Origin of the sequence: Klebsiella sp. GG_Kp173, from assembly GCF_040062415.1 — a bacterium.
Taxonomy (GTDB): Bacteria; Pseudomonadota; Gammaproteobacteria; order Enterobacterales; family Enterobacteriaceae; genus Klebsiella; species Klebsiella quasipneumoniae.
In genome coordinates this window covers 234,828-256,953 of the sequence record NZ_JBEAFZ010000088.1, presented here as the reverse complement: position 1 = coordinate 256,953, position 22,126 = coordinate 234,828, and the positions used below count along the sequence as shown (strand labels likewise).

Below are 22,126 nucleotides of genomic sequence, written 5' to 3'. Positions count from 1 at the left end.
TCTTTGCGCTCAGATAATGAAAGAAAGCAGGAAGGTGGCGGCCAGTGCAAGTAGCGACGCGATAAAAGTCGCCGTCGTGTAGTACTTGAACGTTTCACTGAGGCTGGCGCCGCAGTACTGTTTTACCAGCCAGAACAGGGAATCGGTGACGATCGTGCAGCCAATGGCGCCGGAACCGATGGCAATGGCGATGATCTCCGGGCTGACGCCGGGATAAAGCGGCAGCATCGGGGCAACGATGGCGGTAGCGCCCATCATCGCCACGGTGGCGGAGCCAACGGCGGCGTGCAGGATAAGCGCCACCAGCCAGGCCAGCAGAATCGGGTGCATATCAAGGTTCGATAGGATCACCGCCAGGCTATCGGCCAGGCCGCTGGATTTTAAAATCGCGTTGAATGCGCCGCCTGCGCCGATAATCAGCAGGATGTTGGCGATAGACCCAAAGCCGTTTTCCGTATGGGTCAGCAGGACGCCCATCCCCATCTGCCGACGAATGCCGAGCATGTAATAGGCGACAAAGACGGCGATAAACATCGCGGTGATGGGGTTGCCGATAAATTCCAGCACCGTATACAGCGTGCCGCCTTTCTCCATGTTCAGTTCGGCGACGGTTTTCACCAGCATCAGGCCAATCGGCAGCAGTACGGTAAACAGCGTGGCGCCGAGTGACGGCAGCGTCGACGCCTCGCGGACCTCAAGGTTGGCAAATTCGGCCGGAACCGGTTTGTACGGCAGGCGGTTGCCTAACGCTCTGAGAAACAGCGGACCGCCAACCAGCGAGGCGATCAGACCGACCAGCAGGCCATAAACAATCACTGTGCCGATATCGGCGCCCAGTTTGTTAGCGACAAACAGGGCCGCCGGATGCGGGGGGACCACGCAGTGCACCGCCATCAGCGCGGTACACAGCGGAATAGCCAGCTTCAGTAGCGAGGTATTGGTTTTTTTGGCGATGGAGAAGGCCAGGGGGATCAGCAGGACCACGCCGACTTCGACAAACAGCGTGATGCCGCAGATCAGGCCGACCAGCACCATAATCACGTCCGCCGACAGCCAGCGGCAGCGCTGCAGCGTCAGGCCGATGCGCTCCGCCGCGCCGGAGACCTCCATCATCTTGCCGAGAATGGTGCCGAGACCGATCACCGCCGCAAGGAAGCCCAGCGTACCGCCAATGCCGCTCTCAATAGCGTTGACCATCTCCAGCGGGCCCATCCCCATCATCGCGCCGACGAAAAAGCTCGCCAGCAGCAGCGCCAGAAATGGATGAAACTTCAGTTTGACGATCGTTAAGACGATTAACACGATGCTGATCAGCAGCGTGCTCACAACCCAGACTTGCGAACCCATATTCCACCTCGCCTGTGAATAATCTGGCCTTATTGAAGCGAGAATCGTCATGGGCTGACAAACGATAAAAATGGGCTTTAGGGTGAGGAGAATTGAATCAAATGGGTGATTTAGCTCAAAAACAGACCATTAAATATGCTATGGGTCAAATTAACTCACCCTTTTGCGGCAAAACCGGCGTGATTTTTTTATCATCAACAGCCACTGTATTTGCCAGGAGCGCGTGATGGATGTGCTAAAAACCTTAGGTACCCGGTTGCTGAACGGCTGGCAGCTCTCCAGGCTGTCGACCTTTGAGGTGGCGGCTCGGCACGAGTCGTTTGCCCTGGCCGCCGACGAGCTGGCGCTCACGCCTGGCGCCGTCAGCCACCGGATTAATCAACTTGAAGAGGAGCTGGGGATCCTGCTCTTTGTCCGCTCGCATCGCAAAGTTGAGCTGACGCGTGAAGGTAAGCGGGTCTACTGGGCGCTGAAGTCGTCGCTGGATGGTCTCAATCAGGAGATCCTCGATATCAAAAACCAGGAGCTCTCCGGCAGTCTGACGGTCTACTCGCGGCCCTCTATCGCCCAGTGCTGGCTGGTGCCGGCCCTGGGTGACTTTACCCGCCGTTACCCGGCCATTTCCCTCACCGTGCTGACCGGCAATGAGAACGTTAACCTGCAGCGGACGGGCATCGATCTGGCGATCTATTTTGATGATGCGCCGTCGTCGCAGCTGAGTTACCATTTTCTGATGGATGAGGCGATCGTGCCGGTATGTACGCCGAATTACGCGCAACAGCGGCAGTTAATGTCGAATCCGGGCAATCTGCGCCACTGTACGTTGCTCCACGACCGCCAGGCATGGAGCAACGATTCTGGCACCGACGAGTGGTATAGCTGGGCGCAGCAGTTTGCGGTGGAACTGCCGCCATCGTCGGGTATTGGCTTCGATCGTTCCGATTTAGCGACGATTGCGGCGATGAATCATGTCGGGGTGGCGATGGGGCGTAAGCGGCTGGTGCAGAAGCGGCTGGAGAGTGGGGAGTTGATCGCCCCGTTTGGCGATATGACGCTGAAATGCCACCAGCACTACTATGTAACCACCCTGCCGGGTCGCCAGTGGCCGAAAATCGACGCCTTTATCGAGTGGCTGCACAGCCTGACATAAGACAAAAGCAGCCACCGGGAGGTAGCCCGGATAAGGCGTCAGCCGCTATCCGGGGCACGGCCGCCGCGCTTATACCGGCTGCTGATGGTGGGTAAAGCGCGAGGCCAGCGGCAGCCAGCACAGCAGAATCAACAGACCCATCAGCATCATCAGCAGACCGAGACTGCCCTGACCGTTTTGCGGCATCATCGCCGACAGCCAGGCCAGTACGCCGGAGCCGATATTCTGCAAGCCGCCAACCAGCGCCCCGGCGGTACCGGCGAGGAACGGGAATGGCTCCATCGCGCCGCTGGTGGCCAGCGGGAACAGCATGCCGGCGCCGAAGAAGAACAGCGCCGCCGGCACCAGCAGGGTCCAGACGGTCATGACGCCCAGCAGCCCCGGGATCCACATCATCAGACCCGCCAGCAGGCAGCAGATAACCGATTGCCACATCAGGGTCGGGAAACGCTTGTTGGGGCGGCCGGCAAACCAGGCGCCGAAGAAGGCCGCCGGGATCGGCAGAATAAACAGAATACTCACCGCCATGCTGCTCAGGCCGAGCACCGCGCCCATCAGTACGCCGGAACAGGCTTCGAATACCGCAATCCCCGCCAGGCCGCCGATCAGCATCAGCAGATAGCAGTTAAACGCGCCAGTGCCGAACAGCGTTTTGTAGCTGGCCAGAAGTTTGGTGCGCGGCGCGCCCTCCGGGCGCGTTTCCGGCATCCATTTCGCCATGCTGAAGGTCACCCCGGCGCACAGCACCAGCAGGAAAGCGTAACAGGCGCGCCAGCTCCACAGGGTGTCGAGGATGCCGCCGAGCAACGGGGCAATCAGCGGGCTGACAAGAATACCCATATTTAACAGGCTATTGGCATGACGCAGCTGGGCGCCTTCGTACAGATCGCGGGGCAGGGTGCGCGCCATCACGCCGCCGACGCCGGTGCCCATCCCTTGCATGGCGCTGGCGGCGATCAGCACCGGCAGGCTATGGGTGGTCATGGCGACCAGCGTCGCCAGCATAAAAATCGACATCCCGACGAGGATCACCGGGCGGCGACCGATGCGGTCGGAGAGCGGGCCGTAAAACAGCTGTGAAATACCGTAGGTCAGCAGGTAGGCCGCCATCACGCTTTGAACCGCCCCTTCGCGAACGTTCAGCGCGACCGCCATGTCGGCGATGGCCGGAATATATATGGTCTGCGCCATCTGGCCAACGGCCACCAGCAGTACCAGCATCAACAACAAATTGAAGTTTTTATGCCGTTTCATGTCGATGAATACTTTGTGAGTAAAGAGAAATGAAGAATATGTGACTGGCACATCCCGTAATCGATGGAGGAATCTACCATATAAAAATGACAGAACAACTGCAAAGTGCCGATTGTTGAGGGAATTCCAGGCAGATTATGTAAACAGGAACGGCAACTAATGTTGCCATTGCAGGCTACGCAAGGCGCAGGAGGATCGCCCCGGCGGCAATCCCGCAGGCGGCGAAGATGCGCAGCGGCATCAGTTGCTCTTTCAGGACGATAAAAGCGATTAGCGCGCCGAACAAAATGGAGGTTTCACGCAGCGCGGCGACCACCGCCAGCGGCGCCTGGGTCATCGCCCACAGCGCCAGGCCGTAGGAGCCCATGGTGCCGATACCGCCGAGGATACCTTTTCGCCAGTGCAGGCGCAGATAGCGGCTGGCTTCAGCGCGGCGGGTCATCATTGCCCAGCTTAGCAGGCAGAAGCCGTTCATAAAAAAGGTCCACAGGGTGTAGCCCAGCGCCGAGCCCGCCAGCCGGACGCCAGTGCCGTCCACCAGCGTATAGCCGGCGATGAAGCAGGCGTTGATCAGCGCCAGCACGATGCCTTTGCGCGAGCTGGCGCGGCCGTTAAAGGCCATCGCCAGAATAGCCAGGCAGATGACGCCGATGCCCAGCCAGGCCAGCGGCGACAAACGATCGCCGAGAAACAGCACGCTTATCGCCGCCACCAGCAATGGGGCAGTCCCCCGCATCAGCGGATAGGTCTGGCTCATATCCGACACCTGATAGGTCTTCGCCACCAGCACCGTATACACCACCTGTAACGCGCACGACGCCAGCAGATAGGGGGCGCTGGCAAGCGTTGGCTGCGGGGAAAAGGGCAGCATCACCAGCGCGATCAGCGCGGCCGAGCCGCTGACGCCGATCGCCGCGTACATTTTATCGCCGCTGGCTTTGACAATAGCGTTCCAGCTGGCGTGCAGCAGGGCGGCGAACAGCAAAATGCAGAATACGGTGATGGTCATCGCAGACAGGTTCAACAGTGAAGGTCACCGGACTGTAACACGCGCCCGCGCTGCCAGCCAGCGGGGGCTACAGCGAACAAAACAGGCGATGCGTCACCCGCGGTTCGTCGTACACCGGGCGAAAGCCAAGTCTTTCATAAAAGGGCCAGGCCTGCGCCGGGGCGTGGGTGTTGAGAAAATCAAACCAGGCGCTGGAGTGGGTGATAACCGAGACCAGCAACTGCTGGCCGATCCCCCGGCTGCGGTAGCGCTCGCTGATGTAGAGATGGCGAATACGCCCGGCCCGCGGCTGCGGGCTGAAGGGATCGCTATTGATGCCGCATACCCCAACCAGCTGGTGGTTCACAAAGGCGCCCAGCAGCGTTTCGCCCGGCCCGGTAAAGCGGTTTTTGCCGCTCTGCCAGTTTTCCGCCAGGCGGCGCAGCATATTGAAATGCTGTTCAAGGCTTTCGGTGCGTAGCGCCGCGAACCCCAGGGCATCCGGCGTCGTGGCGGCAATTAACAGGGGTGGCATAGCTTCCTCCATCAAGTCATCCCGGGACGCCCGGCGGGCGCCTGCAGGGGGGCGGTTTCCCGCCCCCCTCAGGTGCGACTTGAACCTGAATCAGCGGAACTGTTTCAGGACTGCATCAAGTAGTTGCAACACAGCAACCATGAGTTTCAGGATTAAAATAATAATATCCATTCCGCCCATACGCGCGTCTCCTGTGGTTAAGGAGCACAATAAGCTGACGTACCTTTCCGCTGCCTGTTGCCAGCTTATCCCTGCCTGTCGCCGGCGGCGTCGCCCTGGCCAATGGTTGCTCCTTCCGTGGACGGCTTCCCGGCCCGCCGCCAGCAACGACAGGGGTGCGCAGCGCTGAACCACGCGTTGCCGCGCGGACCAGTGACTGCACGTTGTTGACGTAACACAGTGTGCTCTCTCGGGGTTAAGGCACTGACGGCACCACCCGTTTCAGCCAGGACTTCGTTGCGCCGGTCAAACTTGCGGCCCCCGAATGGCACACCATGAACACACCCAGTATAGATAAATACTGTATGGATGAACAGTATTTTTTGGACAAATCCGCCGCTCTCGCCCATACTCTATGACAGAGAAAAAGCGACCTTAAATTGCGCGAACTGCAGCGATCGCGTATACTTTTGGCGTTGACGTAATACAGTGTGCTTGCGGCTACCACCTGTAACCATACTGATAAAAACCTCGCTCCGGCGGGGTTTTTCGTTTTCTGCCCTTTTGCGCCGAACTGTGATCTTTCGCGCAAATTTTCGTGGATGAAAATAAATCCATTGTGAAAACGTAAAACCTGTGTTTGTATAAATTCAGCTTATTTTTCGACACAACAGGTCCCTAATGAACGCAACCCTGATCGCTTCGACCCTACTAAAAACCGCGCCAGCCGCGGTGGTCGTCGTGTCTGTGGTGGTCGTCGTCGGCAATGCGCCGTAGGGTCCGGAACAACACGAATTCCAAACCCCGCCGGCGCAAACCGAGCGGGGTTTTTTGTTGGCGAGCCCCCCGGTAAAGTCGGCCCAGAAGAAAAGGACTGGAGCATGGCAAGTTCGGGCACCACATCAAACACAATGCGCTTTACCGGCGCGCAGCTGGTTGTTCATTTACTGGAACGCCAGGGTATCACTATGGTTAGCGGCATTCCGGGCGGCTCCATCCTGCCTATCTACGATGCCTTAAGCCAGAGCACGCAGATCCGCCACATCCTGGCGCGCCACGAGCAGGGCGCGGGCTTTATCGCCCAGGGGATGGCGCGTACCGAAGGCAAACCAGCGGTCTGTATGGCCTGCAGCGGCCCGGGGGCGACGAACCTGGTGACGGCGATCGCCGATGCCCGCCTGGATTCGATTCCACTGGTCTGCATCACCGGCCAGGTGCCGGCATCGATGATTGGCACCGACGCCTTCCAGGAAGTGGACACCTACGGCATCTCTATCCCCATCACCAAACATAACTATCTGGTGCGCGACATCGCCGAGCTGCCGCAGGTGATCAGCGACGCCTTCCGTATTGCTCAGTCCGGGCGTCCCGGGCCGGTGTGGATAGACATTCCTAAGGACGTACAGTCGGCGACCATTGAGCTGGAAACGTTGCCGGAACCGGGCGAGCGCGCCGCTCCGCCGGCATTCCCCCCCGAAAGCGTGCGCGAAGCGGCGGCGATGATCAATGCGGCGAAGCGTCCGGTGCTCTATCTGGGCGGCGGGGTGATTAACGCGCCGCAGGAGATCCGTGAGCTGGCGGAAAAAGCCAATCTGCCGACCACCATGACCCTGATGGCGCTGGGCATGCTGCCGAAGGCGCACCCGCTGTCGCTGGGGATGCTGGGGATGCACGGCGCGCGCAGCACCAACTTCATTCTGCAGGAAGCGGATTTACTGATTGTTTTAGGCGCGCGTTTTGATGACCGGGCGATTGGCAAGACCGAGCAGTTCTGCCCGAACGCGAAGATTATCCACGTCGATATCGACCGCGCCGAGCTGGGCAAAATCAAGCAACCGCACGTGGCGATTCAGGGCGATGTGGCGGAAGTCTTAGCCCAGCTGAACCCGCAGATTGAGGCGCAGCCGCGCGAGGAATGGCGCCAGCTGGTGGCCGACTTGCAGCGCGAATTTCCTTGCGCCATCCCGCAGGAAAGCGACCCGCTTTCCCATTACGGCCTGATTAACGCCGTGGCCGCCTGCGTGGATGATGAAGCGATCATCACTACCGACGTTGGCCAGCACCAGATGTGGACGGCGCAGGCCTACCCGCTCAACCGTCCGCGCCAGTGGCTGACCTCCGGCGGTCTCGGTACCATGGGCTTCGGCCTGCCGGCGGCGATTGGCGCGGCGCTGGCGAATCCGCAGCGCAAGGTTATCTGCTTCTCCGGCGACGGCAGCCTGATGATGAATATTCAGGAGATGGCTACCGCCGCTGAAAATCAGCTGGATGTAAAAATTATTCTGCTGAACAACGAAGCGCTGGGGCTGGTGCATCAGCAGCAGAGCCTGTTTTATCAGCAGGGCGTTTTTGCCGCCACTTATCCGGGGATGATTAACTTTATGCAGATTGCCGCCGGTTTTGGCCTGCAAACCTGTGATTTAAATAACGAAGCCGATCCGCAGGCGGCGCTGCAGGCGATCATCGCTCGTCCGGGACCGGCGCTGATCCACGTGCGCATCGACGCGCAGCAGAAAGTGTATCCGATGGTACCGCCGGGTGCGGCCAATACTGAAATGGTGGGGGAATAAGCCATGCAAAAACACTGTGATAACGTCATTCTGGAACTCACCGTCCGCAACCACCCCGGCGTCATGACCCACGTCTGCGGGCTTTTTGCCCGCCGTGCCTTTAACGTCGAAGGTATTCTTTGTCTACCGATTCAGGGCAGCGAACACAGCCGCATCTGGCTGCTGGTGAACGACGATCAGCGTCTCGGGCAGATGATTAGCCAGATTGAAAAGCTGGAAGATGTCACCAAAGTGGCGCGTAACCAGTCCGATCCCACCATGTTTAACAAAATTGCGGTGTTCTTCGAGTAAATCGCGCAAGGCTTGAACGGTAAGGTGCTTATGGTTAAGGTAAGCGCCTTTGCCGGATGACGCTGCGCTTATCCGGCCTACGGACACAGCGCTTTGTCGCCTCAGGCACCAGGACCCTATCATGACCACCATCGCCCTTATTGACGATCATTTGATTGTCCGCTCCGGCTTTGCTCAGCTGCTGGGGCTGGAAACTGATTTTCAGGTTGTCGCCGAATTCGGCAGCGGCCGCGAGGCGCTGGCGGGGTTGCCGGGGCGCGGCGTTCAGGTCTGTATCTGCGATATCTCAATGCCGGATATTTCCGGGCTGGCGCTGCTCAGCCAGCTGCCGAAGGGGATGGCGACCATCATGCTGTCGGTGCACGACAGCCCGGCGCTGGTCGAGCAGGCGCTTAACGCCGGCGCGCGGGGCTTTCTGTCGAAACGCTGCAGCCCGGACGAACTTATCGCCGCGGTGCGCACGGTGGCGGCGGGCGGCTGCTATCTCACACCGGATATCGCCATGAAGCTGGCCGCCGGGCGCCAGGATCCGCTTACCAAACGCGAACGCCAGGTGGCGGAAAAGCTGGCGCAGGGCATGGCGGTGAAAGAGATCGCCGCTGAGCTCGGACTGTCGCCGAAAACCGTCCACGTTCACCGCGCTAACCTGCTGGAAAAGCTGGGCGTCAACAATGACGTCGAGCTGGCGCGCCGTATGTTTGACAGCTGGCAATGAAGACCATACTCCCGCGCCTGCTGTCGGTGATCGGCTGCGCCTTTATCTTCGCCGCCGCCTGGTTTTGTCTGTGGAGCATCAGCCTGCATCTGGTGGAGCGCGCCGATCTGGCGGTGCTGCTGTTCCCCTTCGGCCTGCGTTTGGGGCTGATGCTGCAGTGCCCGCGCGGCTACTGGCCGGTGCTGCTGGGAACCGAGTGGGTGCTGATCTTCTGGCTGGCGCAGGAAGTGGCGCTGGCGCACCCGATAATATTGATGACCGGAAGCCTGCTGACCCTCCTGCCGGTGGCGCTGATCTCGCGATATCGCCAGCAGCGCGACTGGCTGACGCTTCTGCGTCAGGGCGGGGCGTTAATGGCCGCCGCGCTGCTGCAATCGCTGCCCTGGCTGGCGGAGGGGGACGAGGGTCTTAACGCCCTGCTGTTGACGCTCACCGGCGGCCTGACTCTGGCGCCGACCTGTCTGGTGTTCTGGCACTACCTCACCAGCACCGTCTGGCGGCCCCTGGGGCCGTCGCTGGTGGCGCAGCCGGTAAACTGGCGCGGGCGGCATCTGATCTGGTATCTGTTGTTATTCACTATTAGCCTGTGGCTGCAGCTTGGGCTGCCCGCTGAGCTCTCCCGCTTTACCCCGTTTTGCCTTGCGCTGCCGATTATCGCCCTCGCCTGGCACTACGGCTGGCAGGGCGCGCTGATCGCCACATTGATGAACGCTATCGCCCTGATTGCCAGCCAGACCTGGCACGATCACCCCGTCGATCTCCTGCTTTCGCTGCTGGCGCAGAGCCTCACCGGGCTGCTGCTGGGGGCGGGGATCCAGCGATTGCGCGAGCTTAACCAGTCGCTACAGAACGAGCTGGCGCGTAATCGTCGTCTGGCGGATCGCCTGCTGGAGACCGAAGAGAGCGTGCGCCGCGACGTCGCCCGCGAGCTCCATGATGATATTGGCCAGACCATCACCGCAATACGCACCCAGGCGGGGATCGTCCAGCGGCTGGCGCCGGACAACGCCAGCGTTCGCCAGAGCGGCCAGCTGATTGAACACCTCTCGCTGGGGGTTTACGACTCGGTGCGTCGCCTGCTGGGCCGCCTGCGTCCGCGCCAGCTTGACGACCTGCCGCTGGAGCAGGCGGTACGTTCTCTGATGCGCGAGATGGAGCTGGAGGACCGCGGCATTGTCAGCCATCTCGACTGGCGGATTAACGAGGCGGGGCTGAGCGAAAACCAGCGCGTGACCCTGTTCCGCGTCTGCCAGGAGGGGCTGAACAATATCGTCAAGCACGCCAGCGCCAGCGCCGTGACCCTGCAGGGCTGGCAGCAGGAGGAGCGTCTGATGCTGGTGCTGGAGGATGACGGCTGCGGCCTGCCGCCGGGCTCCAGCGCGCAGGGATTCGGTCTGACCGGCATGCGCGAGCGCGTGACCGCCCTCGGGGGCACGCTGACGATCTCCTGCACCCACGGTACCCGGGTGTGCGTCAATCTACCGCTGCGTTACGCCTGAGAGGATCGCTGATGTTCGCCTTTTTAAAAGCCCCGCCTGACGCTGCGCCGATTAGCGATAAACGCGAGCTTGATGCGCGTTATCGCTACTGGCGCCGCCATATCCTGTTGACCATCTGGCTGGGCTACGCGCTGTTCTATTTCACCCGCAAAAGCTTTAACGCCGCGGTGCCTGACATTCTCGCCAGCAACGTGCTGACCCGCAGCGATATCGGTCTGCTGGCCACGCTGTTTTACATCACCTACGGACTGTCGAAATTTTTCTCCGGTATCGTCAGCGACCGCTCCGATGCCCGCTATTTTATGGGGTTGGGGCTTATCGCCACCGGGGTGGTGAATATTCTGTTCGGTTTTTCTTCCTCACTGTGGGCCTTCGCCCTGCTGTGGGCACTGAACGCCTTCTTTCAGGGTTGGGGCTCGCCGGTCTGCGCCCGGCTGCTGACGGCCTGGTATTCACGCACCGAACGCGGCGGCTGGTGGGCGCTGTGGAATACGGCGCATAACGTTGGCGGCGCGCTGATCCCGATGGTGGTGGGAGCGGCGGCGCTACATTACGGCTGGCGCGCGGGGATGACCATCGCCGGCGGCCTGGCGATCCTCGCCGGATTATATCTGTGCTGGCGGCTGCGCGATCGTCCGCAGGCGGTGGGGCTACCCGCCGTGGGCGACTGGCGTCACGATGCGCTGGAGATTGCCCAGCAGCAGGAGGGCGCCGGGCTGACGCGCAAAGAGATCCTCACCCGATACGTGCTGGCAAACCCCTATATCTGGCTGCTGTCGCTGTGCTATGTGCTGGTGTACGTGGTGCGGGCGGCGATTAACGACTGGGGCAATCTGTATATGTCGGAGACGCTTGGCGTCGATCTGGTGACCGCTAACTCGGCGGTGACCATGTTCGAGCTGGGCGGATTTATCGGCGCGCTGGTGGCGGGGTGGGGCTCGGATAAGCTGTTTAACGGCAATCGCGGACCGATGAACCTGATCTTCGCCGCCGGCATTTTGCTGTCGGTTGGCGGCCTGTGGCTGTTGCCGTTCGCCAGCTACGTGATGCAGGCGGCCTGCTTCTTCACCACCGGTTTCTTTGTCTTCGGCCCGCAGATGCTGATCGGCATGGCGGCGGCGGAGTGTTCGCATAAAGAGGCCGCCGGGGCGGCTACCGGGTTTGTCGGCCTGTTCGCATATCTTGGCGCGTCGCTTTCCGGCTGGCCGCTGGCGCAGGTAATGGATATCTGGCACTGGACCGGATTCTTCGTGGCGATCGCGATTGCCGCCGGCATTTCCGCGCTGCTGCTGCTGCCGTTCTTAAACGCGCAGGCGCCGCGCGCCGCCAGTGAAGCGTGATGCATCTCACTCTTTCGCCGCGAATGGGGCAAAACTAAGAAATTTTCCCGGTTTCACCTGGACGCCGTCTCAGGCCAGACGGCGCGCTGATTTTTACAATGCCTGGCTATGACGCAGGCATAAAAAATCAGCTCAGGAGATACCCATGCTGGCCTTTCTTAATCAGGTTCGTAAGCCGACCCTGGATCTGCCGCTCGACGTGCGGCGCAAAATGTGGTTCAAACCTTTCATGCAGTCCTATCTGGTGGTCTTCATTGGCTACCTGACCATGTACCTGATCCGCAAGAACTTTAATATTGCGCAGAACGACATGATCACCACCTACGGGTTGAGCATGACCCAGCTGGGGATGATTGGCCTGGGCTTCTCCATTACCTACGGCGTAGGGAAAACCCTGGTTTCCTACTATGCCGATGGCAAAAACACCAAGCAGTTCCTGCCGTTTATGCTGATCCTCTCCGCCATCTGCATGCTGGGCTTTAGCGCCAGTATGGGTGCGGGTTCCACCAGCCTGTTCCTGATGATCGCCTTCTATGCGCTAAGCGGCTTCTTCCAGAGCACCGGCGGCTCGTGCAGCTATTCCACCATCACCAAATGGACGCCACGACGCAAACGCGGCACCTTCCTCGGCTTCTGGAATATCTCTCACAACCTTGGCGGCGCCGGCGCGGCGGGCGTGGCGCTGTTTGGCGCCAACTATCTGTTCGACGGCCACGTGATCGGCATGTTTATCTTCCCGTCGATTATTGCGCTGATCGTCGGCTTTATTGGCCTGCGCTACGGTAGCGACTCGCCGGAATCCTACGGCCTCGGCACGGCGGAGGAGCTGTTTGGCGAAGCGATCAGCGAAGAGGATAAAGAGACCGAAGAAAACGCGATGACCAAGTGGCAGATCTTTGTTGAGTACGTGCTGAAAAACAAAGTGATCTGGCTGCTGTGCTTCTCCAACATCTTCCTCTACGTGGTGCGTATCGGTATCGATCAATGGTCCACCGTGTACGCCTTCCAGGAGCTGAAGCTGTCGAAAGAGGTGGCGATTCAGGGGTTTACCCTGTTTGAGGTCGGTGCCCTGGTCGGCACGCTGCTGTGGGGCTGGCTGTCGGACCTGGCCAACGGCCGCCGCGCGCTGGTGGCCTGCATCGCGCTGGCGCTGATTATCGCCACTCTTGGCGTTTATCAACATGCCAGCAACCAGTACGTCTATCTGGCCTCGCTGTTTGCGCTGGGCTTCCTGGTGTTTGGCCCGCAGCTGCTGATTGGCGTCGCCGCCGTTGGCTTCGTACCGAAAAAAGCGATCGGCGCCGCCGATGGGATCAAGGGCACTTTCGCCTATCTGATCGGCGATAGCTTCGCCAAGCTGGGCCTCGGGATGATTGCCGACGGCACCCCGGTCTTTGGCCTCACCGGCTGGGCCGGCACCTTTGCGGCGCTGGACGCCGCCGCCATCGGCTGTATCTGCCTGATGGCCATCGTGGCTATCTTCGAAGAGCGTAAAATTCGCCGCGAGAAAAAGAACCGTATTTTGCAGACTGCCTGATTCACCAGGTATTTGGTAACCTTGCCCGGCCATTGCGCCGGGCTTTTTTATTTCTTACGTAATATGCCAGGTCCGACAGTCGACAGCAGGCAAATTCCCATTATGATAGTCAGGCTGCGATTGGATGAGAGGATGCATGATCTGGATAGGACTGGCCACCCTGGTAGTGGTATTTGTTGTGGGATTTCGGGTGCTTACCTCTGATTCACGCCGCGCGATCCGCCGCCTGAGCGAACGCCTGGGCATCACGCCCGTCCCGCTGGAATCGATGATCGATCAGCTGGGTAAAACCGCCGGCAATGAGTATTTGCGTTACCTTGAACGGCCGAATGAAGCGCATCTGCAGAACGCCGCCCAGGTGCTGCTGATCTGGCAGGTTGCGATTGTCGACGCCAGCGAAAAAAACCTGCATTACTGGTATCGCCTGATGCAAAAAGCGCGTTTAGCGGCGCCGATCACCGAGGCGCAGATCCGCCTGGCGCAAGGGTTTCTGCGCGAGCTGGATCCGGATATGAGCGATTTGCATAACCTTCAGCAGCGCTATAACGACCTGTTTCTCCCGGAAGACGGCGTGCACTGGCTGCACTGATCTCATAGTTATTCGGCCTGGGGTTCATCGCTTTTTGTGCCGGATGGCGGCTGCGCCTTATCCGGCCTACGGTTTCCGCACTCGTCACTTGTAGGCCGGATAAGCGTAAGCGCCATCCGGCAGGATAACTACAGTAGGATTTTCAGGCCGTGTTTTTGTACGACGCTAAGCAATTTTAATGACATTCCGCTTGGTCGCTTAGCGCCAGTCTCCCATTTTTGCACGGTAGACACGCTGGTATTCAGATAACGAGCGAACACGGATTGGCTAACATTGAGTTGTTCACGTAGCGCTTTAATTTCAATGGGTTGAAGTGCGGCTACGCTACCGAGACATGATTCATCAAAATGGCGCATTGTTTCCTGTGGGATTGCGCCAACGCTGAATAGCCCCGACGCAGCGCTATGGATCGCTTCGAAAGCCGGGCTTTTGTATTTATTTTTTGCTGTCATCGCAAATCTCCACCAGTTCTTTACTTTTAACTAAGACCGTCGTTTTCTCTTCAGAGAGATTGGCATAGTGTTTTGCTAACTCACGAAAACCCATTAACTCGCGATGGTTGATATTGGCCATATCCTGTTTGGCATATAGAAAGGTATAAAACCAATACCCTGCGCTTTTGGTAAGGATGATTGCGCGATCGCGATTCTTGTTGAGTCGCTTTTTATAAACCCCTCCTCCTAAATCAACCACCTTGCCCTGAAGCACAGATTGAATTGCCTGATAGAGCTCGTCGTCGGAAATGCCATGAGAGCTAGCCTCTCTGGCGAACCATTTGGTTTTGAAGATACGCATTGCTGACATCCTGTCGTTAAAAGTATAGCACATAGTGCTATATTAAATTCTCCTGAGATTTGTTAAAGCGATAGCAAGCATCGTTTTTTTAAACATGCGAGCAGCTACGCATCCTCTTATGAAAAGCGAGAAGAGTTGCGAAAACGTTAAATGCGTCACAAACAAAATGTTACACTGCGCGGCTTTCAGCCACTTTCTTCGCAGGTCACTCATGAGTTATTCAAATGAAGCCAAACCCCATGCACGCGAGCTGGCGCGACCAAACTGGTCGGCGGTTTTCGCGGTTGCTTTCTGCGTTGCCTGCCTGATTACCGTCGAATTTCTACCGGTCAGTCTGCTGACGCCGATGGCGCTGGATTTAGGCATCTCCGAAGGGATGGCCGGGCAGTCGGTGACGACGACGGCATTCGTAGCGATGTTCTCCAGCCTGTTTATCACCTCCATCATTGGCAAAACCGATCGCCGCTACGTGGTGATCCTGTTTTCGCTGCTGCTGACCCTTTCCTGCCTGCTGGTATCGTTTGCCGATAGCTTCACCCTGCTGCTGCTGGGACGAGCCTGTCTGGGCCTGGCGCTCGGCGGTTTCTGGGCGATGTCAGCCTCGCTGACCATGCGGCTGGTGCCGATGCGCGTGGTGCCGAAAGCGTTGTCGATTATCTTCGGCGCGGTATCCATCGCGCTGGTGATCGCCGCCCCGTTGGGCAGTTTCCTTGGCGGGCTTATCGGCTGGCGCAACGTGTTTAACGGCGCGGCGGTGATGGGTGTACTGTGTACGCTCTGGGTGCTGAAAGCGCTGCCGTCGCTGCCTGGTGAATCGGCGGCTCAGCAGCAAAATATGTTTGGCCTGCTGAAGCGGCCGGGGGTGATGGCCGGCATGTGCGCCATTTTCATGGCCTTTGCCGGACAGTTCGCCTTTTTTACCTATATTCGCCCGGTCTACATGACCCTCGCCGGGTTTGATGTCGATGGCCTGACGCTGGTGCTGCTGAGCTTTGGTATCGCCAGCTTCATCGGCACGTCGCTCTCCTCGGTGCTGCTCAAACGCTCGGTGAAAGCGGCGCTGGCGATTGCGCCGCTGGTGTTGACCGCCTGCGCGGCGGCGCTGGTGCTGTGGGGAGAAAGCAAAATCGTCGCCTCGACGGTGGCAATTATCTGGGGCTTCGCGTTCGCCTTGATCCCGGTGGGGTGGTCAACGTGGATCACCCGTTCACTCTCCGATCAGGCGGAAAAAGCCGGGTCGATTCAGGTGGCGGTGATCCAGCTGGCCAACACCTGCGGCGCCGCGGTCGGCGGCATTGCGCTTGACCACTTAGGGCTGCTGTCGCCGCTGGTGTTGTCAGGGGTATTAATGCTGTTTACCGGCCTGTTGGTGGCGGCCAAAGTGAAGGTGAATTCACCCGCTTAAGGCCGTTCGCCTTTTGCCAGCCGGGCGTTGATGTCGGCAATCACTTCCGGCAGGTCCGCCAGGGTATCAACCACATAATGCGCCCCGGCGGCATACAGCTTGCCTGCCGCCCGCTCGCGACGGGTGGCGATTTCCTCTTTCGACATCGCCTGGTACGCCTCCCAGGTAGCGCCGAATTCGTTACCGGACACCGCCAGGCCGACGCTCCACATCCCGGCATGTAACCCTTCGCTGATGCCCGGCGCGGCGTCATCGACCTTCACGCAGTGGGCCACATCGTCTATGCCCAGGGTAATCACGTTCTGCAGCGCCATCCAGGGGCCCGGACGCCCACCGGCGGGAAGGTCATCGGTGGCGACCCAATGGTCCGGGGCATAGCCCTGGGCGGCGGCGGCTGGAACCAGCTTTTCCATCACCGGGCGCGGATAGCCAGAGCAGGAGCCGATCTTCAGTCCGTCGGCGCGCAGCGCGGCGAGGGTGTCGACCACGCCGGCGATCGGAGCGGAAAAATCGACAACCTTAGCGATTTGCAGCGGCATAAACGCGGCGTAGATCGCATCAATATCAGCAGCCGTCATTGGCCGACCAAATTTCGCCTGCCAGCGGCTATCGACCGACGGCAGTTTGCCCAGCGCCTCAATGTGCTGCCATTTGCCAAGCCCCATCGGCACGCGGGCCTCTTCAAGGGTGAGCTCAATATCGAAGGCCTGGCGGAAGGCCTCGACGAAAATTTGCGTCGGCGCGAAGGAGCCGAAGTCCACGGTGGTGCCGGCCCAGTCGAGGATGAGTGCGGTGATGCGGTTCATGGCGGTTCCTTATTGTTTCCAGTACATGGCGTTGTCGATGGCCGCCAGCAGGGCGGTGATGTCGGCGTCGTAGACTTCGCCGATGTTGCCGATGCGGAAGCAATCGCTTTGCGACACTTTGCCCGGATAGATAACGAAGCCCTGATCTTTCAGCTTCTGGTAGAAGGTGTGAAAGCGATACTGCGGCGCGTCCGGTGAATAAAAGGCGGTAATGATCGGCGAGTGCAGGCTGTCATCAAGCAGCGTCCGGAAGCCGAGCGCGCGCATTCCGGCGACCAGTCGGCGCTGATTGTGGCTGTAGCGCTGATGGCGGGCGCTGACGCCGCCCTCCTGGGCCAGTTCTTTCAGCGCCTGAGCGAAGGCCAGCACGGTATGGGTCGGTGAGGTGAAGCGCCACTTGCCGTGGTTATCCTCCATACAGCGCCACTGGGCGTAAAGATCCAGCGACAGCGAGCGCGAGCGGCCTTTGCAGGTGGCCAGCTCCGATTCGCGGGCGATGACGAAAGCGAAGCCCGGCACGCCCTGAATGCATTTGTTGGCGGAGCTTATCAGATAGTCAATATTCAGCGCGGCGATATCCAGCGGAATGCCGCCGAAGCTGCTCATCGCATCGACGATATAGCGTTTGCCATACTCCTTCGCCAGCGCGGCTACCTCTTCGATCGGGTTGAGCATGCCGGTGGTGGTTTCGCTATGCACCATCGCGATATGGGTGATCATCGGGTCATCCTGCAGGATACGCGCGATCGCCGCCGCGTCCGGACGGGCGACTTCGCCGCAATCGTAAGGATGAAAGGCGATGCCCATCAGCTGCGCCATCTCAATCATACGCGCGCCATAGGCGCCATTGCTGACGATCAGCACTTTGCCCTGTTCGCCGATGACGCTGCCGAGCACCGCTTCGACCGCGTAACTGCCGCTGCCCTGCAACAGCACCGCCGTATAACCGTCGGCCGGGGTGGCCAGCTGCACCAGCTGCTGGCGAATGGTCTGTACCACGCCGAGATTGTAATCATCATCCCAGGTGCAGCTATCGAACAACATCGCCTCTTTCACCGTGCGGGAGGTGGTTAGCGGGCCGGGAGTCAGCAGCAGGTAATTCCGTGAAGTCATTTGTCTCACCATTTGGTCTATACCAGATTGGTGTTTATCATGGAGACAAAGCCGGGGCAGGGTCAAAGGAAATGTGGCGCTGCAACAAAAAATTCATCTGGCTATGTATAATGAGCGCACCAAACGTGGCAGCGAGTAAACATGAAATCACCCTCTGGCGAGATGCCGCAATACCTGATGATTAAGGCGCAGCTGCAGGCGCGTATTCAAAACGGCGCCCTCAAAAGCGGCGATAAATTGCCTTCCGAGCGCGAGCTGTGCGCACTGTTCAACACGACCCGTATCACCGTGCGCGAGAGTCTGGCGCAGCTGGAGGCCAGCGGCGTGATCTACCGCGCCGACCGCCGCGGCTGGTTTGTGACGCCGGAGCGTCTGTGGCTGGATCCGACGCAGAACACCAACTTCCACAAGCTGTGTCTCGAACAGGGACGTGAGCCGAAAACGGTGCTGCTTGATGGCCGCTTAACCGCCGTGCCGCTGGATGTGATGGCGCCGCTGGCGCTGCAGCCCTTCGATCAGGTCTACCTGCTGACCCGCCTGCGCTATGCCGACGGGCGTCCGGTGTGCTATTGCGAAAACCACTGCCTGCCGGCCCGGGTGCCGGAGCTGCTGCGCCACGATCTCAACGGCAGTCTGACCGAGATTTATCAGAGTCACTACGACCTGATCTATACCAGTATGCATCTGTCGTTTTATCCCACCTCCATGCCGCCGCAGGCCGCAGAGGCGTTGGGGGTGATGGAGGGGCGCCCGGCGCTGCTGCTGCGCAGGCTGAATTACGATCAGCACGGGCGTATTCTTGATTACGATATCGAATACTGGCGGCATGACAGCCTGCGGATCGAAGTCGATACCCATTGATTTTATTGTATTAACCCTTCCCGTATCCCCGGTGGCGTCAGCGTTAACCGGGGGCGACGTATCCCCTTCGCTTTAACTCTTTCGACACACTTCTTTCATCGTTTTGTCATAAACCCTCGGTAGCGTGAACGCAAATCTGGTCTACACCAGAACAACTAACTGCGATGAGGTTAACACGATGAAACTCTCCCGACTTGCTCTGCTGTCCCTGTTCGCGCTGACGAGCTCCCCGGTTTGGGCGGACGGCGTCGTCACGGTTTACTCCGCCGACGGCCTGCATGACGGCGATAACAGCTGGTATCAGAGCCAGTTTGACGCCTTCACCAAAGCGACGGGCATCAAAGTGCAGTATGTGGAAGGCGGCTCTGGCGCGATCGTCGAGCGTCTGGCGAAGGAGCGCACCAATCCGCAGGCCGATGTGCTGGTCACGGTGCCGCCGTTTATCCAGCGCGCCGCGAAAGAGCAGCTGCTGGCCACCTTTACCCCACAGGGCAGCGCGCAGATCCCCGGCGCCAATGACCGCTATTCGCCGCTGGTGAACAACTATCTGACCTTCATCTATAACGGCCAGTTGCTGAAAACCGCGCCGGCCAGCTGGCAGGATCTGCTGGATAGCCGCTTTAAGAATAAGCTGCAGTACTCCACGCCGGGCCAGGCGGGGGACGGCACCGCGGTGATGCTGCAGGCCTTCCACAGCCTTGGAGGCAAAGATGCCGGCTTCGAGTATCTGGGCAAGCTGCAGGCCAATAACGTCGGCCCATCGGCCTCCACCGGCAAGCTGACGGCGCTGGTCAACAAAGGCGAGCTGTACGTCGCCAACGGCGATCTGCAGATGAACCTGTCGCAGATGGCGCGTAATCCGAACGTCAAAATCTTCTGGCCGGCGGACGACAAAGGCGAGCGCAGCGCGCTGGCGCTGCCCTACACCATCGGGCTGGTGCAGAACGGACCGAACAGCGAAAACGGCAAGAAGCTGATTAATTTCCTGCTGGATAAACCGGCGCAATCCAGCGTCAGCGCGCGCTCCTGGGGCTTACCGGTGCGCAGCGACGTGGCGCCGGATGACGCTAACTTTAAGGCAGCGCAGGCGGCGCTCGACGGCGTGAAGCGCTGGGAACCCAACTGGGACGACGTCGCGATTTCTCTCTCGGCGGATATCGCCCGCTGGCATAAAGTGACCGATAGCGAGTAAGCCTGATGTTAATGAAAACCTCCGTCATCTCTTCCCCGTCGCTGGCGGGGACCTCCGGGATCACCCTGGACTCGCTGCGCGTTTCCTACCACGGCAACGTGGTCTTAAAACCGCTGTCATTGACCATTGAGCCCGGTGAAGTGCTGGCGCTGATTGGCCCTTCCGGTTCCGGGAAAACCACCGTGCTGCGGGCGATTGCCGGTTTTGTGCAACCGGCTGGCGGGCGGATCCTGATCGGCGACACGGACGTCACCCACCTGCCGCCTTACCAGCGCGGGCTGGCGATGGTGGTGCAGAACTACGCGCTGTTTCCCCATATGAAGGTGGAAGACAACGTCGCCTTCGGCCTGCGGGCGCAAAAGCAGCCCAGGGCGCTGATCGCCGAGCGGGTGACCGAAGCCTTAAACATTGTTGGTATGGCGGACTACGCCACCCGCTATCCGCATCAGCTTTCCGGCGGCCAGCAGCAGCGCGTCGCGATAGCCCGCGCGATTGCCGTGCGTCCCCGGGTGTTACTGCTTGATGAACCACTGTCGGCGCTGGACGCGCAAATTCGCCATAACATGGTGGAAGAGATTGCCCGCCTGCATCGCGAACTACCGGAGCTGACCATCCTCTACGTTACCCACGATCAGACCGAAGCGCTGACTCTGGCGGACAAAATCGGCATTATGAAAGACGGGTCGCTGATCGCCCACGGTGAAACGCACGAGCTGTACCACTATCCGCCGAACCGCTTTAGCGCCGAATTCCTCGGCCGCGCCAATATCCTGCAGGCGACGGCGCTGAAAGACAGCCCCGAGCCGGGGCTGGTTAGCGTAAGCTGCGGCGGCGGCCTGATTAACGCCTTCAGCCGGGGCGGCCTGCATGGCAACAATAAGCTGTTATGCATTCGCCCGCAGCACATGAGCCTGGCGCCGCGATCGGCAACCAGTAATCGCCTCAACGCCACCCTGACGTCGGTGCACTGGCAGGGCGATCTGACGCATCTGCTGTGCGACGTCGCGGGCGAAGCGGTGCGGATCGTCATGACTCAGGTCAACCCACTGCCGCGCGCGGGGGACAAGCTGGCGCTCTACTTCGAACCTGGCGATGCGGTTCTGATCGAGGTGCAATGATGGCGCAAACCCTCACGCTTGCGCGTCCGGCGCGAAACCTGCGCCCTTACCTGTGGCTGGCGTTGCCGCTGCTGGTGCTGGCGACGCTGTTTTTCTATCCGCTGCTGCTGATCGCCGAACAGGCGCTTCGCGACGCCAGCGGCAACCTGAGCCTCGAGACCTTCTGGCAGGTGATCGACTCTAAGCGCTTTATTGGCGCGCTGCTCAATACCTTACAGATTGCGGTGTTAGCTACCCTTGGCTGCCTGGTGCTCGGCAGCATCCTGGCGCTGATTCTGGTGTTTATTCCGTTCCCCGGCAGCCAACTGGTGGGCCGGGTCATTGATACTTTTATTGCGCTGCCGACCTTTCTTATCACTCTCGCGTTCACCTTTATTTACGGCTCGGCGGGGCTGCTCAACGGTGCCCTGATGGCGCTGTTTGCTTTTGAACTGCCGCCGGTAGACTTCCTCTATTCGATTAACGGCGTGATTCTGGCGGAGATTACCGTGTTTACGCCGCTGGTGATGCGCCCGCTGATGGCGGGACTGCGGCAGATAGATAAGAGCCAGCTGGAAGCGGCGAGTATTCTCGGCGCTCATCCGTTACGGGTGATTACCCAGGTTATCTTCCCGGCGGCGCTCCCGGCGCTGATGGCGGGCGGCAGCCTGTGCCTGCTATTGACCACTAACGAGTTCGGGATCGTGCTGTTTATTGGCGCCAAAGGGGTCAATACCCTGCCGATGATGGTCTACAGCAAGGCGATTCTGGAGTCGGATTACAGCGTGGCCTGCATGATTGCGCTGATCAATATTTTGCTGTCGCTGGGGCTGTTTATGCTCTATCGGCTGGCGGCGGTGCGCACTGGCGTAAGGAGTTAACG

The 22,126-nt window shown here is 59.7% G+C and carries 25 protein-coding genes; 15 read left to right on the top strand and 10 right to left on the bottom strand.

Annotated elements, in window-relative coordinates; all coding sequences use genetic code 11:
* Positions 1–9 precede the first annotated feature (9 nt).
* Positions 10–1,347: a D-serine transporter DsdX gene (dsdX, locus tag ABLU50_RS24210; protein WP_004202257.1), complete on the bottom strand. Its 1,338-nt coding sequence runs from the start codon at positions 1,345–1,347 to the stop codon at positions 10–12.
* 92 nt (positions 1,348–1,439) lie between these two features.
* Between dsdX and ABLU50_RS24205 the strand changes: the two genes are divergently transcribed.
* Positions 1,440–1,574, top strand: coding sequence for a hypothetical protein (locus ABLU50_RS24205; protein ID WP_032425824.1), 135 nt, complete (start codon positions 1,440–1,442; stop codon positions 1,572–1,574).
* The gene (gene dsdC / locus ABLU50_RS24200) at positions 1,574–2,497 is read left to right on the top strand and encodes a DNA-binding transcriptional regulator DsdC (protein ID WP_065878498.1); all 924 of its coding nucleotides are present in this window, start codon (positions 1,574–1,576) and stop codon (positions 2,495–2,497) included. The genes ABLU50_RS24205 and dsdC overlap by 1 nt, the downstream gene beginning before the upstream one ends.
* Positions 2,498–2,566: 69 nt before the next feature.
* Here the strand turns inward: dsdC and emrD are convergent, their stop codons facing one another.
* From emrD to ABLU50_RS24175, 5 genes are all read right to left on the bottom strand, one after another.
* A complete protein-coding gene (gene emrD, locus ABLU50_RS24195; protein ID WP_004202254.1) occupies positions 2,567–3,751 on the bottom strand; it encodes a multidrug efflux MFS transporter EmrD in 1,185 nt (394 codons plus the stop codon).
* 175 nt (positions 3,752–3,926) lie between these two features.
* The gene (locus ABLU50_RS24190; RefSeq protein WP_004202252.1) at positions 3,927–4,760 is read right to left on the bottom strand and encodes a DMT family transporter; all 834 of its coding nucleotides are present in this window, start codon (positions 4,758–4,760) and stop codon (positions 3,927–3,929) included.
* Between the two features lie 67 nt (positions 4,761–4,827).
* Positions 4,828–5,274: a GNAT family N-acetyltransferase gene (locus tag ABLU50_RS24185; RefSeq protein ID WP_087832627.1), complete on the bottom strand. Its 447-nt coding sequence runs from the start codon at positions 5,272–5,274 to the stop codon at positions 4,828–4,830.
* A 90-nt stretch (positions 5,275–5,364) separates the two neighbouring features.
* The gene (gene tisB, locus ABLU50_RS24180) at positions 5,365–5,484 is read right to left on the bottom strand and encodes a type I toxin-antitoxin system toxin TisB (RefSeq protein WP_004145059.1); all 120 of its coding nucleotides are present in this window, start codon (positions 5,482–5,484) and stop codon (positions 5,365–5,367) included.
* Positions 5,485–5,934: 450 nt separating this feature from the next.
* On the bottom strand, positions 5,935–6,102 hold the full coding sequence (locus ABLU50_RS24175) for a hypothetical protein (RefSeq protein ID WP_165796137.1): 168 nt from the start codon (positions 6,100–6,102) through the stop codon (positions 5,935–5,937).
* 12 nt (positions 6,103–6,114) lie between these two features.
* On the opposite strand from ABLU50_RS24175, the gene ivbL reads away from it, so the two are divergent.
* From ivbL to ABLU50_RS24135, 8 genes are all read left to right on the top strand, one after another.
* The gene (ivbL, locus tag ABLU50_RS24170; protein WP_002923286.1) at positions 6,115–6,210 is read left to right on the top strand and encodes an ilvB operon leader peptide IvbL; all 96 of its coding nucleotides are present in this window, start codon (positions 6,115–6,117) and stop codon (positions 6,208–6,210) included.
* Between the two features lie 104 nt (positions 6,211–6,314).
* A complete protein-coding gene (ilvB, locus tag ABLU50_RS24165; RefSeq protein WP_087832626.1) occupies positions 6,315–8,003 on the top strand; it encodes an acetolactate synthase large subunit in 1,689 nt (562 codons plus the stop codon).
* A 3-nt stretch (positions 8,004–8,006) separates the two neighbouring features.
* Positions 8,007–8,294, top strand: a complete 288-nt coding sequence (gene ilvN / locus ABLU50_RS24160) for an acetolactate synthase small subunit (RefSeq protein WP_017899675.1) — start codon at positions 8,007–8,009, stop codon at positions 8,292–8,294.
* A 121-nt stretch (positions 8,295–8,415) separates the two neighbouring features.
* Positions 8,416–9,009, top strand: coding sequence for a transcriptional regulator UhpA (gene uhpA / locus ABLU50_RS24155; RefSeq protein ID WP_023319382.1), 594 nt, complete (start codon positions 8,416–8,418; stop codon positions 9,007–9,009).
* 17 nt (positions 9,010–9,026) lie between these two features.
* Positions 9,027–10,508: a signal transduction histidine-protein kinase/phosphatase UhpB gene (gene uhpB, locus ABLU50_RS24150; protein ID WP_072206934.1), complete on the top strand. Its 1,482-nt coding sequence runs from the start codon at positions 9,027–9,029 to the stop codon at positions 10,506–10,508.
* A gap of 11 nt (positions 10,509–10,519) precedes the next feature.
* On the top strand, positions 10,520–11,848 hold the full coding sequence (locus tag ABLU50_RS24145; protein ID WP_087832625.1) for an MFS transporter: 1,329 nt from the start codon (positions 10,520–10,522) through the stop codon (positions 11,846–11,848).
* A gap of 145 nt (positions 11,849–11,993) precedes the next feature.
* The gene (gene uhpT / locus ABLU50_RS24140; RefSeq protein WP_004173860.1) at positions 11,994–13,385 is read left to right on the top strand and encodes a hexose-6-phosphate:phosphate antiporter; all 1,392 of its coding nucleotides are present in this window, start codon (positions 11,994–11,996) and stop codon (positions 13,383–13,385) included.
* 136 nt (positions 13,386–13,521) lie between these two features.
* Positions 13,522–13,974: a DUF1198 domain-containing protein gene (locus ABLU50_RS24135; RefSeq protein WP_004181583.1), complete on the top strand. Its 453-nt coding sequence runs from the start codon at positions 13,522–13,524 to the stop codon at positions 13,972–13,974.
* Between the two features lie 128 nt (positions 13,975–14,102).
* Here ABLU50_RS24135 and ABLU50_RS24130 read toward each other — a convergent pair whose 3' ends face one another.
* A complete protein-coding gene (locus ABLU50_RS24130) occupies positions 14,103–14,426 on the bottom strand; it encodes a DNA-binding transcriptional regulator (protein ID WP_087832624.1) in 324 nt (107 codons plus the stop codon).
* Complete coding sequence (locus tag ABLU50_RS24125; RefSeq protein WP_032456762.1) at positions 14,410–14,769, bottom strand: type II toxin-antitoxin system RelE/ParE family toxin; 360 nt, start codon at positions 14,767–14,769, stop codon at positions 14,410–14,412. Before ABLU50_RS24125 ends, ABLU50_RS24130 begins: the two co-directional genes overlap by 17 nt.
* Before the next feature lie 211 nt (positions 14,770–14,980).
* Here ABLU50_RS24125 and nepI point away from each other — a divergent pair, with 211 nt between their 5' ends.
* Positions 14,981–16,174, top strand: a complete 1,194-nt coding sequence (gene nepI, locus ABLU50_RS24120; protein ID WP_087832623.1) for a purine ribonucleoside efflux pump NepI — start codon at positions 14,981–14,983, stop codon at positions 16,172–16,174.
* On the opposite strand, the gene phnX is transcribed toward nepI, so the two are convergent.
* Positions 16,171–16,980 carry a phosphonoacetaldehyde hydrolase gene (gene phnX, locus ABLU50_RS24115; RefSeq protein WP_060656547.1) on the bottom strand — a complete coding sequence of 270 codons (810 nt, stop codon included), beginning with the start codon at positions 16,978–16,980 and terminating at the stop codon, positions 16,171–16,173. The two genes, nepI and phnX, sit on opposite strands and share 4 nt — an antisense overlap.
* 9 nt (positions 16,981–16,989) lie before the next feature.
* A complete protein-coding gene (gene phnW, locus ABLU50_RS24110) occupies positions 16,990–18,093 on the bottom strand; it encodes a 2-aminoethylphosphonate--pyruvate transaminase (protein ID WP_004202236.1) in 1,104 nt (367 codons plus the stop codon).
* 141 nt (positions 18,094–18,234) lie between these two features.
* On the opposite strand from phnW, the gene phnR reads away from it, so the two are divergent.
* The 4 genes from phnR to phnU all read left to right on the top strand — a co-directional run bounded on the left by phnR (position 18,235) and on the right by phnU (position 22,124).
* The gene (gene phnR, locus ABLU50_RS24105; RefSeq protein WP_004202235.1) at positions 18,235–18,954 is read left to right on the top strand and encodes a phosphonate utilization transcriptional regulator PhnR; all 720 of its coding nucleotides are present in this window, start codon (positions 18,235–18,237) and stop codon (positions 18,952–18,954) included.
* A gap of 178 nt (positions 18,955–19,132) precedes the next feature.
* Positions 19,133–20,146, top strand: a complete 1,014-nt coding sequence (phnS, locus tag ABLU50_RS24100; protein WP_106479129.1) for a 2-aminoethylphosphonate ABC transporter substrate-binding protein — start codon at positions 19,133–19,135, stop codon at positions 20,144–20,146.
* A 5-nt stretch (positions 20,147–20,151) separates the two neighbouring features.
* Positions 20,152–21,264: a 2-aminoethylphosphonate ABC transport system ATP-binding subunit PhnT gene (gene phnT / locus ABLU50_RS24095; RefSeq protein ID WP_087832621.1), complete on the top strand. Its 1,113-nt coding sequence runs from the start codon at positions 20,152–20,154 to the stop codon at positions 21,262–21,264.
* Positions 21,264–22,124: a 2-aminoethylphosphonate ABC transporter permease subunit gene (phnU, locus tag ABLU50_RS24090; protein WP_087832620.1), complete on the top strand. Its 861-nt coding sequence runs from the start codon at positions 21,264–21,266 to the stop codon at positions 22,122–22,124. The genes phnT and phnU overlap by 1 nt, the downstream gene beginning before the upstream one ends.
* Positions 22,125–22,126: the final 2 nt, after the last annotated feature.

Excerpts from the sequence above, each read along its gene's own strand:
- ABLU50_RS24145 (WP_087832625.1), top strand. The coding sequence starts at position 10,520 with ATGTTCGCCTTTTTAAAAGCCCCGCCTGACGCTGCGCCGATTAGCGAT.
- phnT (WP_087832621.1), top strand. The coding sequence starts at position 20,152 with ATGTTAATGAAAACCTCCGTCATCTCTTCCCCGTCGCTGGCGGGGACC.
- ABLU50_RS24130 (WP_087832624.1), bottom strand. The coding sequence starts at position 14,426 with ATGACAGCAAAAAATAAATACAAAAGCCCGGCTTTCGAAGCGATCCAT.
- ilvN (WP_017899675.1), top strand. The coding sequence starts at position 8,007 with ATGCAAAAACACTGTGATAACGTCATTCTGGAACTCACCGTCCGCAAC.
- phnX (WP_060656547.1), bottom strand. The coding sequence starts at position 16,980 with ATGAACCGCATCACCGCACTCATCCTCGACTGGGCCGGCACCACCGTG.
- phnW (WP_004202236.1), bottom strand. The coding sequence starts at position 18,093 with ATGACTTCACGGAATTACCTGCTGCTGACTCCCGGCCCGCTAACCACC.
- nepI (WP_087832623.1), top strand. The coding sequence starts at position 14,981 with ATGAGTTATTCAAATGAAGCCAAACCCCATGCACGCGAGCTGGCGCGA.
- phnR (WP_004202235.1), top strand. The coding sequence starts at position 18,235 with ATGAAATCACCCTCTGGCGAGATGCCGCAATACCTGATGATTAAGGCG.
- uhpA (WP_023319382.1), top strand. The coding sequence starts at position 8,416 with ATGACCACCATCGCCCTTATTGACGATCATTTGATTGTCCGCTCCGGC.
- dsdX (WP_004202257.1), bottom strand. The coding sequence starts at position 1,347 with ATGGGTTCGCAAGTCTGGGTTGTGAGCACGCTGCTGATCAGCATCGTG.
- ABLU50_RS24190 (WP_004202252.1), bottom strand. The coding sequence starts at position 4,760 with ATGACCATCACCGTATTCTGCATTTTGCTGTTCGCCGCCCTGCTGCAC.
- ABLU50_RS24125 (WP_032456762.1), bottom strand. The coding sequence starts at position 14,769 with ATGCGTATCTTCAAAACCAAATGGTTCGCCAGAGAGGCTAGCTCTCAT.
- dsdC (WP_065878498.1), top strand. The coding sequence starts at position 1,574 with ATGGATGTGCTAAAAACCTTAGGTACCCGGTTGCTGAACGGCTGGCAG.
- ilvB (WP_087832626.1), top strand. The coding sequence starts at position 6,315 with ATGGCAAGTTCGGGCACCACATCAAACACAATGCGCTTTACCGGCGCG.
- ABLU50_RS24135 (WP_004181583.1), top strand. The coding sequence starts at position 13,522 with ATGATCTGGATAGGACTGGCCACCCTGGTAGTGGTATTTGTTGTGGGA.
- ABLU50_RS24185 (WP_087832627.1), bottom strand. The coding sequence starts at position 5,274 with ATGCCACCCCTGTTAATTGCCGCCACGACGCCGGATGCCCTGGGGTTC.
- ivbL (WP_002923286.1), top strand. The coding sequence starts at position 6,115 with ATGAACGCAACCCTGATCGCTTCGACCCTACTAAAAACCGCGCCAGCC.
- phnU (WP_087832620.1), top strand. The coding sequence starts at position 21,264 with ATGGCGCAAACCCTCACGCTTGCGCGTCCGGCGCGAAACCTGCGCCCT.
- emrD (WP_004202254.1), bottom strand. The coding sequence starts at position 3,751 with ATGAAACGGCATAAAAACTTCAATTTGTTGTTGATGCTGGTACTGCTG.
- phnS (WP_106479129.1), top strand. The coding sequence starts at position 19,133 with ATGAAACTCTCCCGACTTGCTCTGCTGTCCCTGTTCGCGCTGACGAGC.
- uhpT (WP_004173860.1), top strand. The coding sequence starts at position 11,994 with ATGCTGGCCTTTCTTAATCAGGTTCGTAAGCCGACCCTGGATCTGCCG.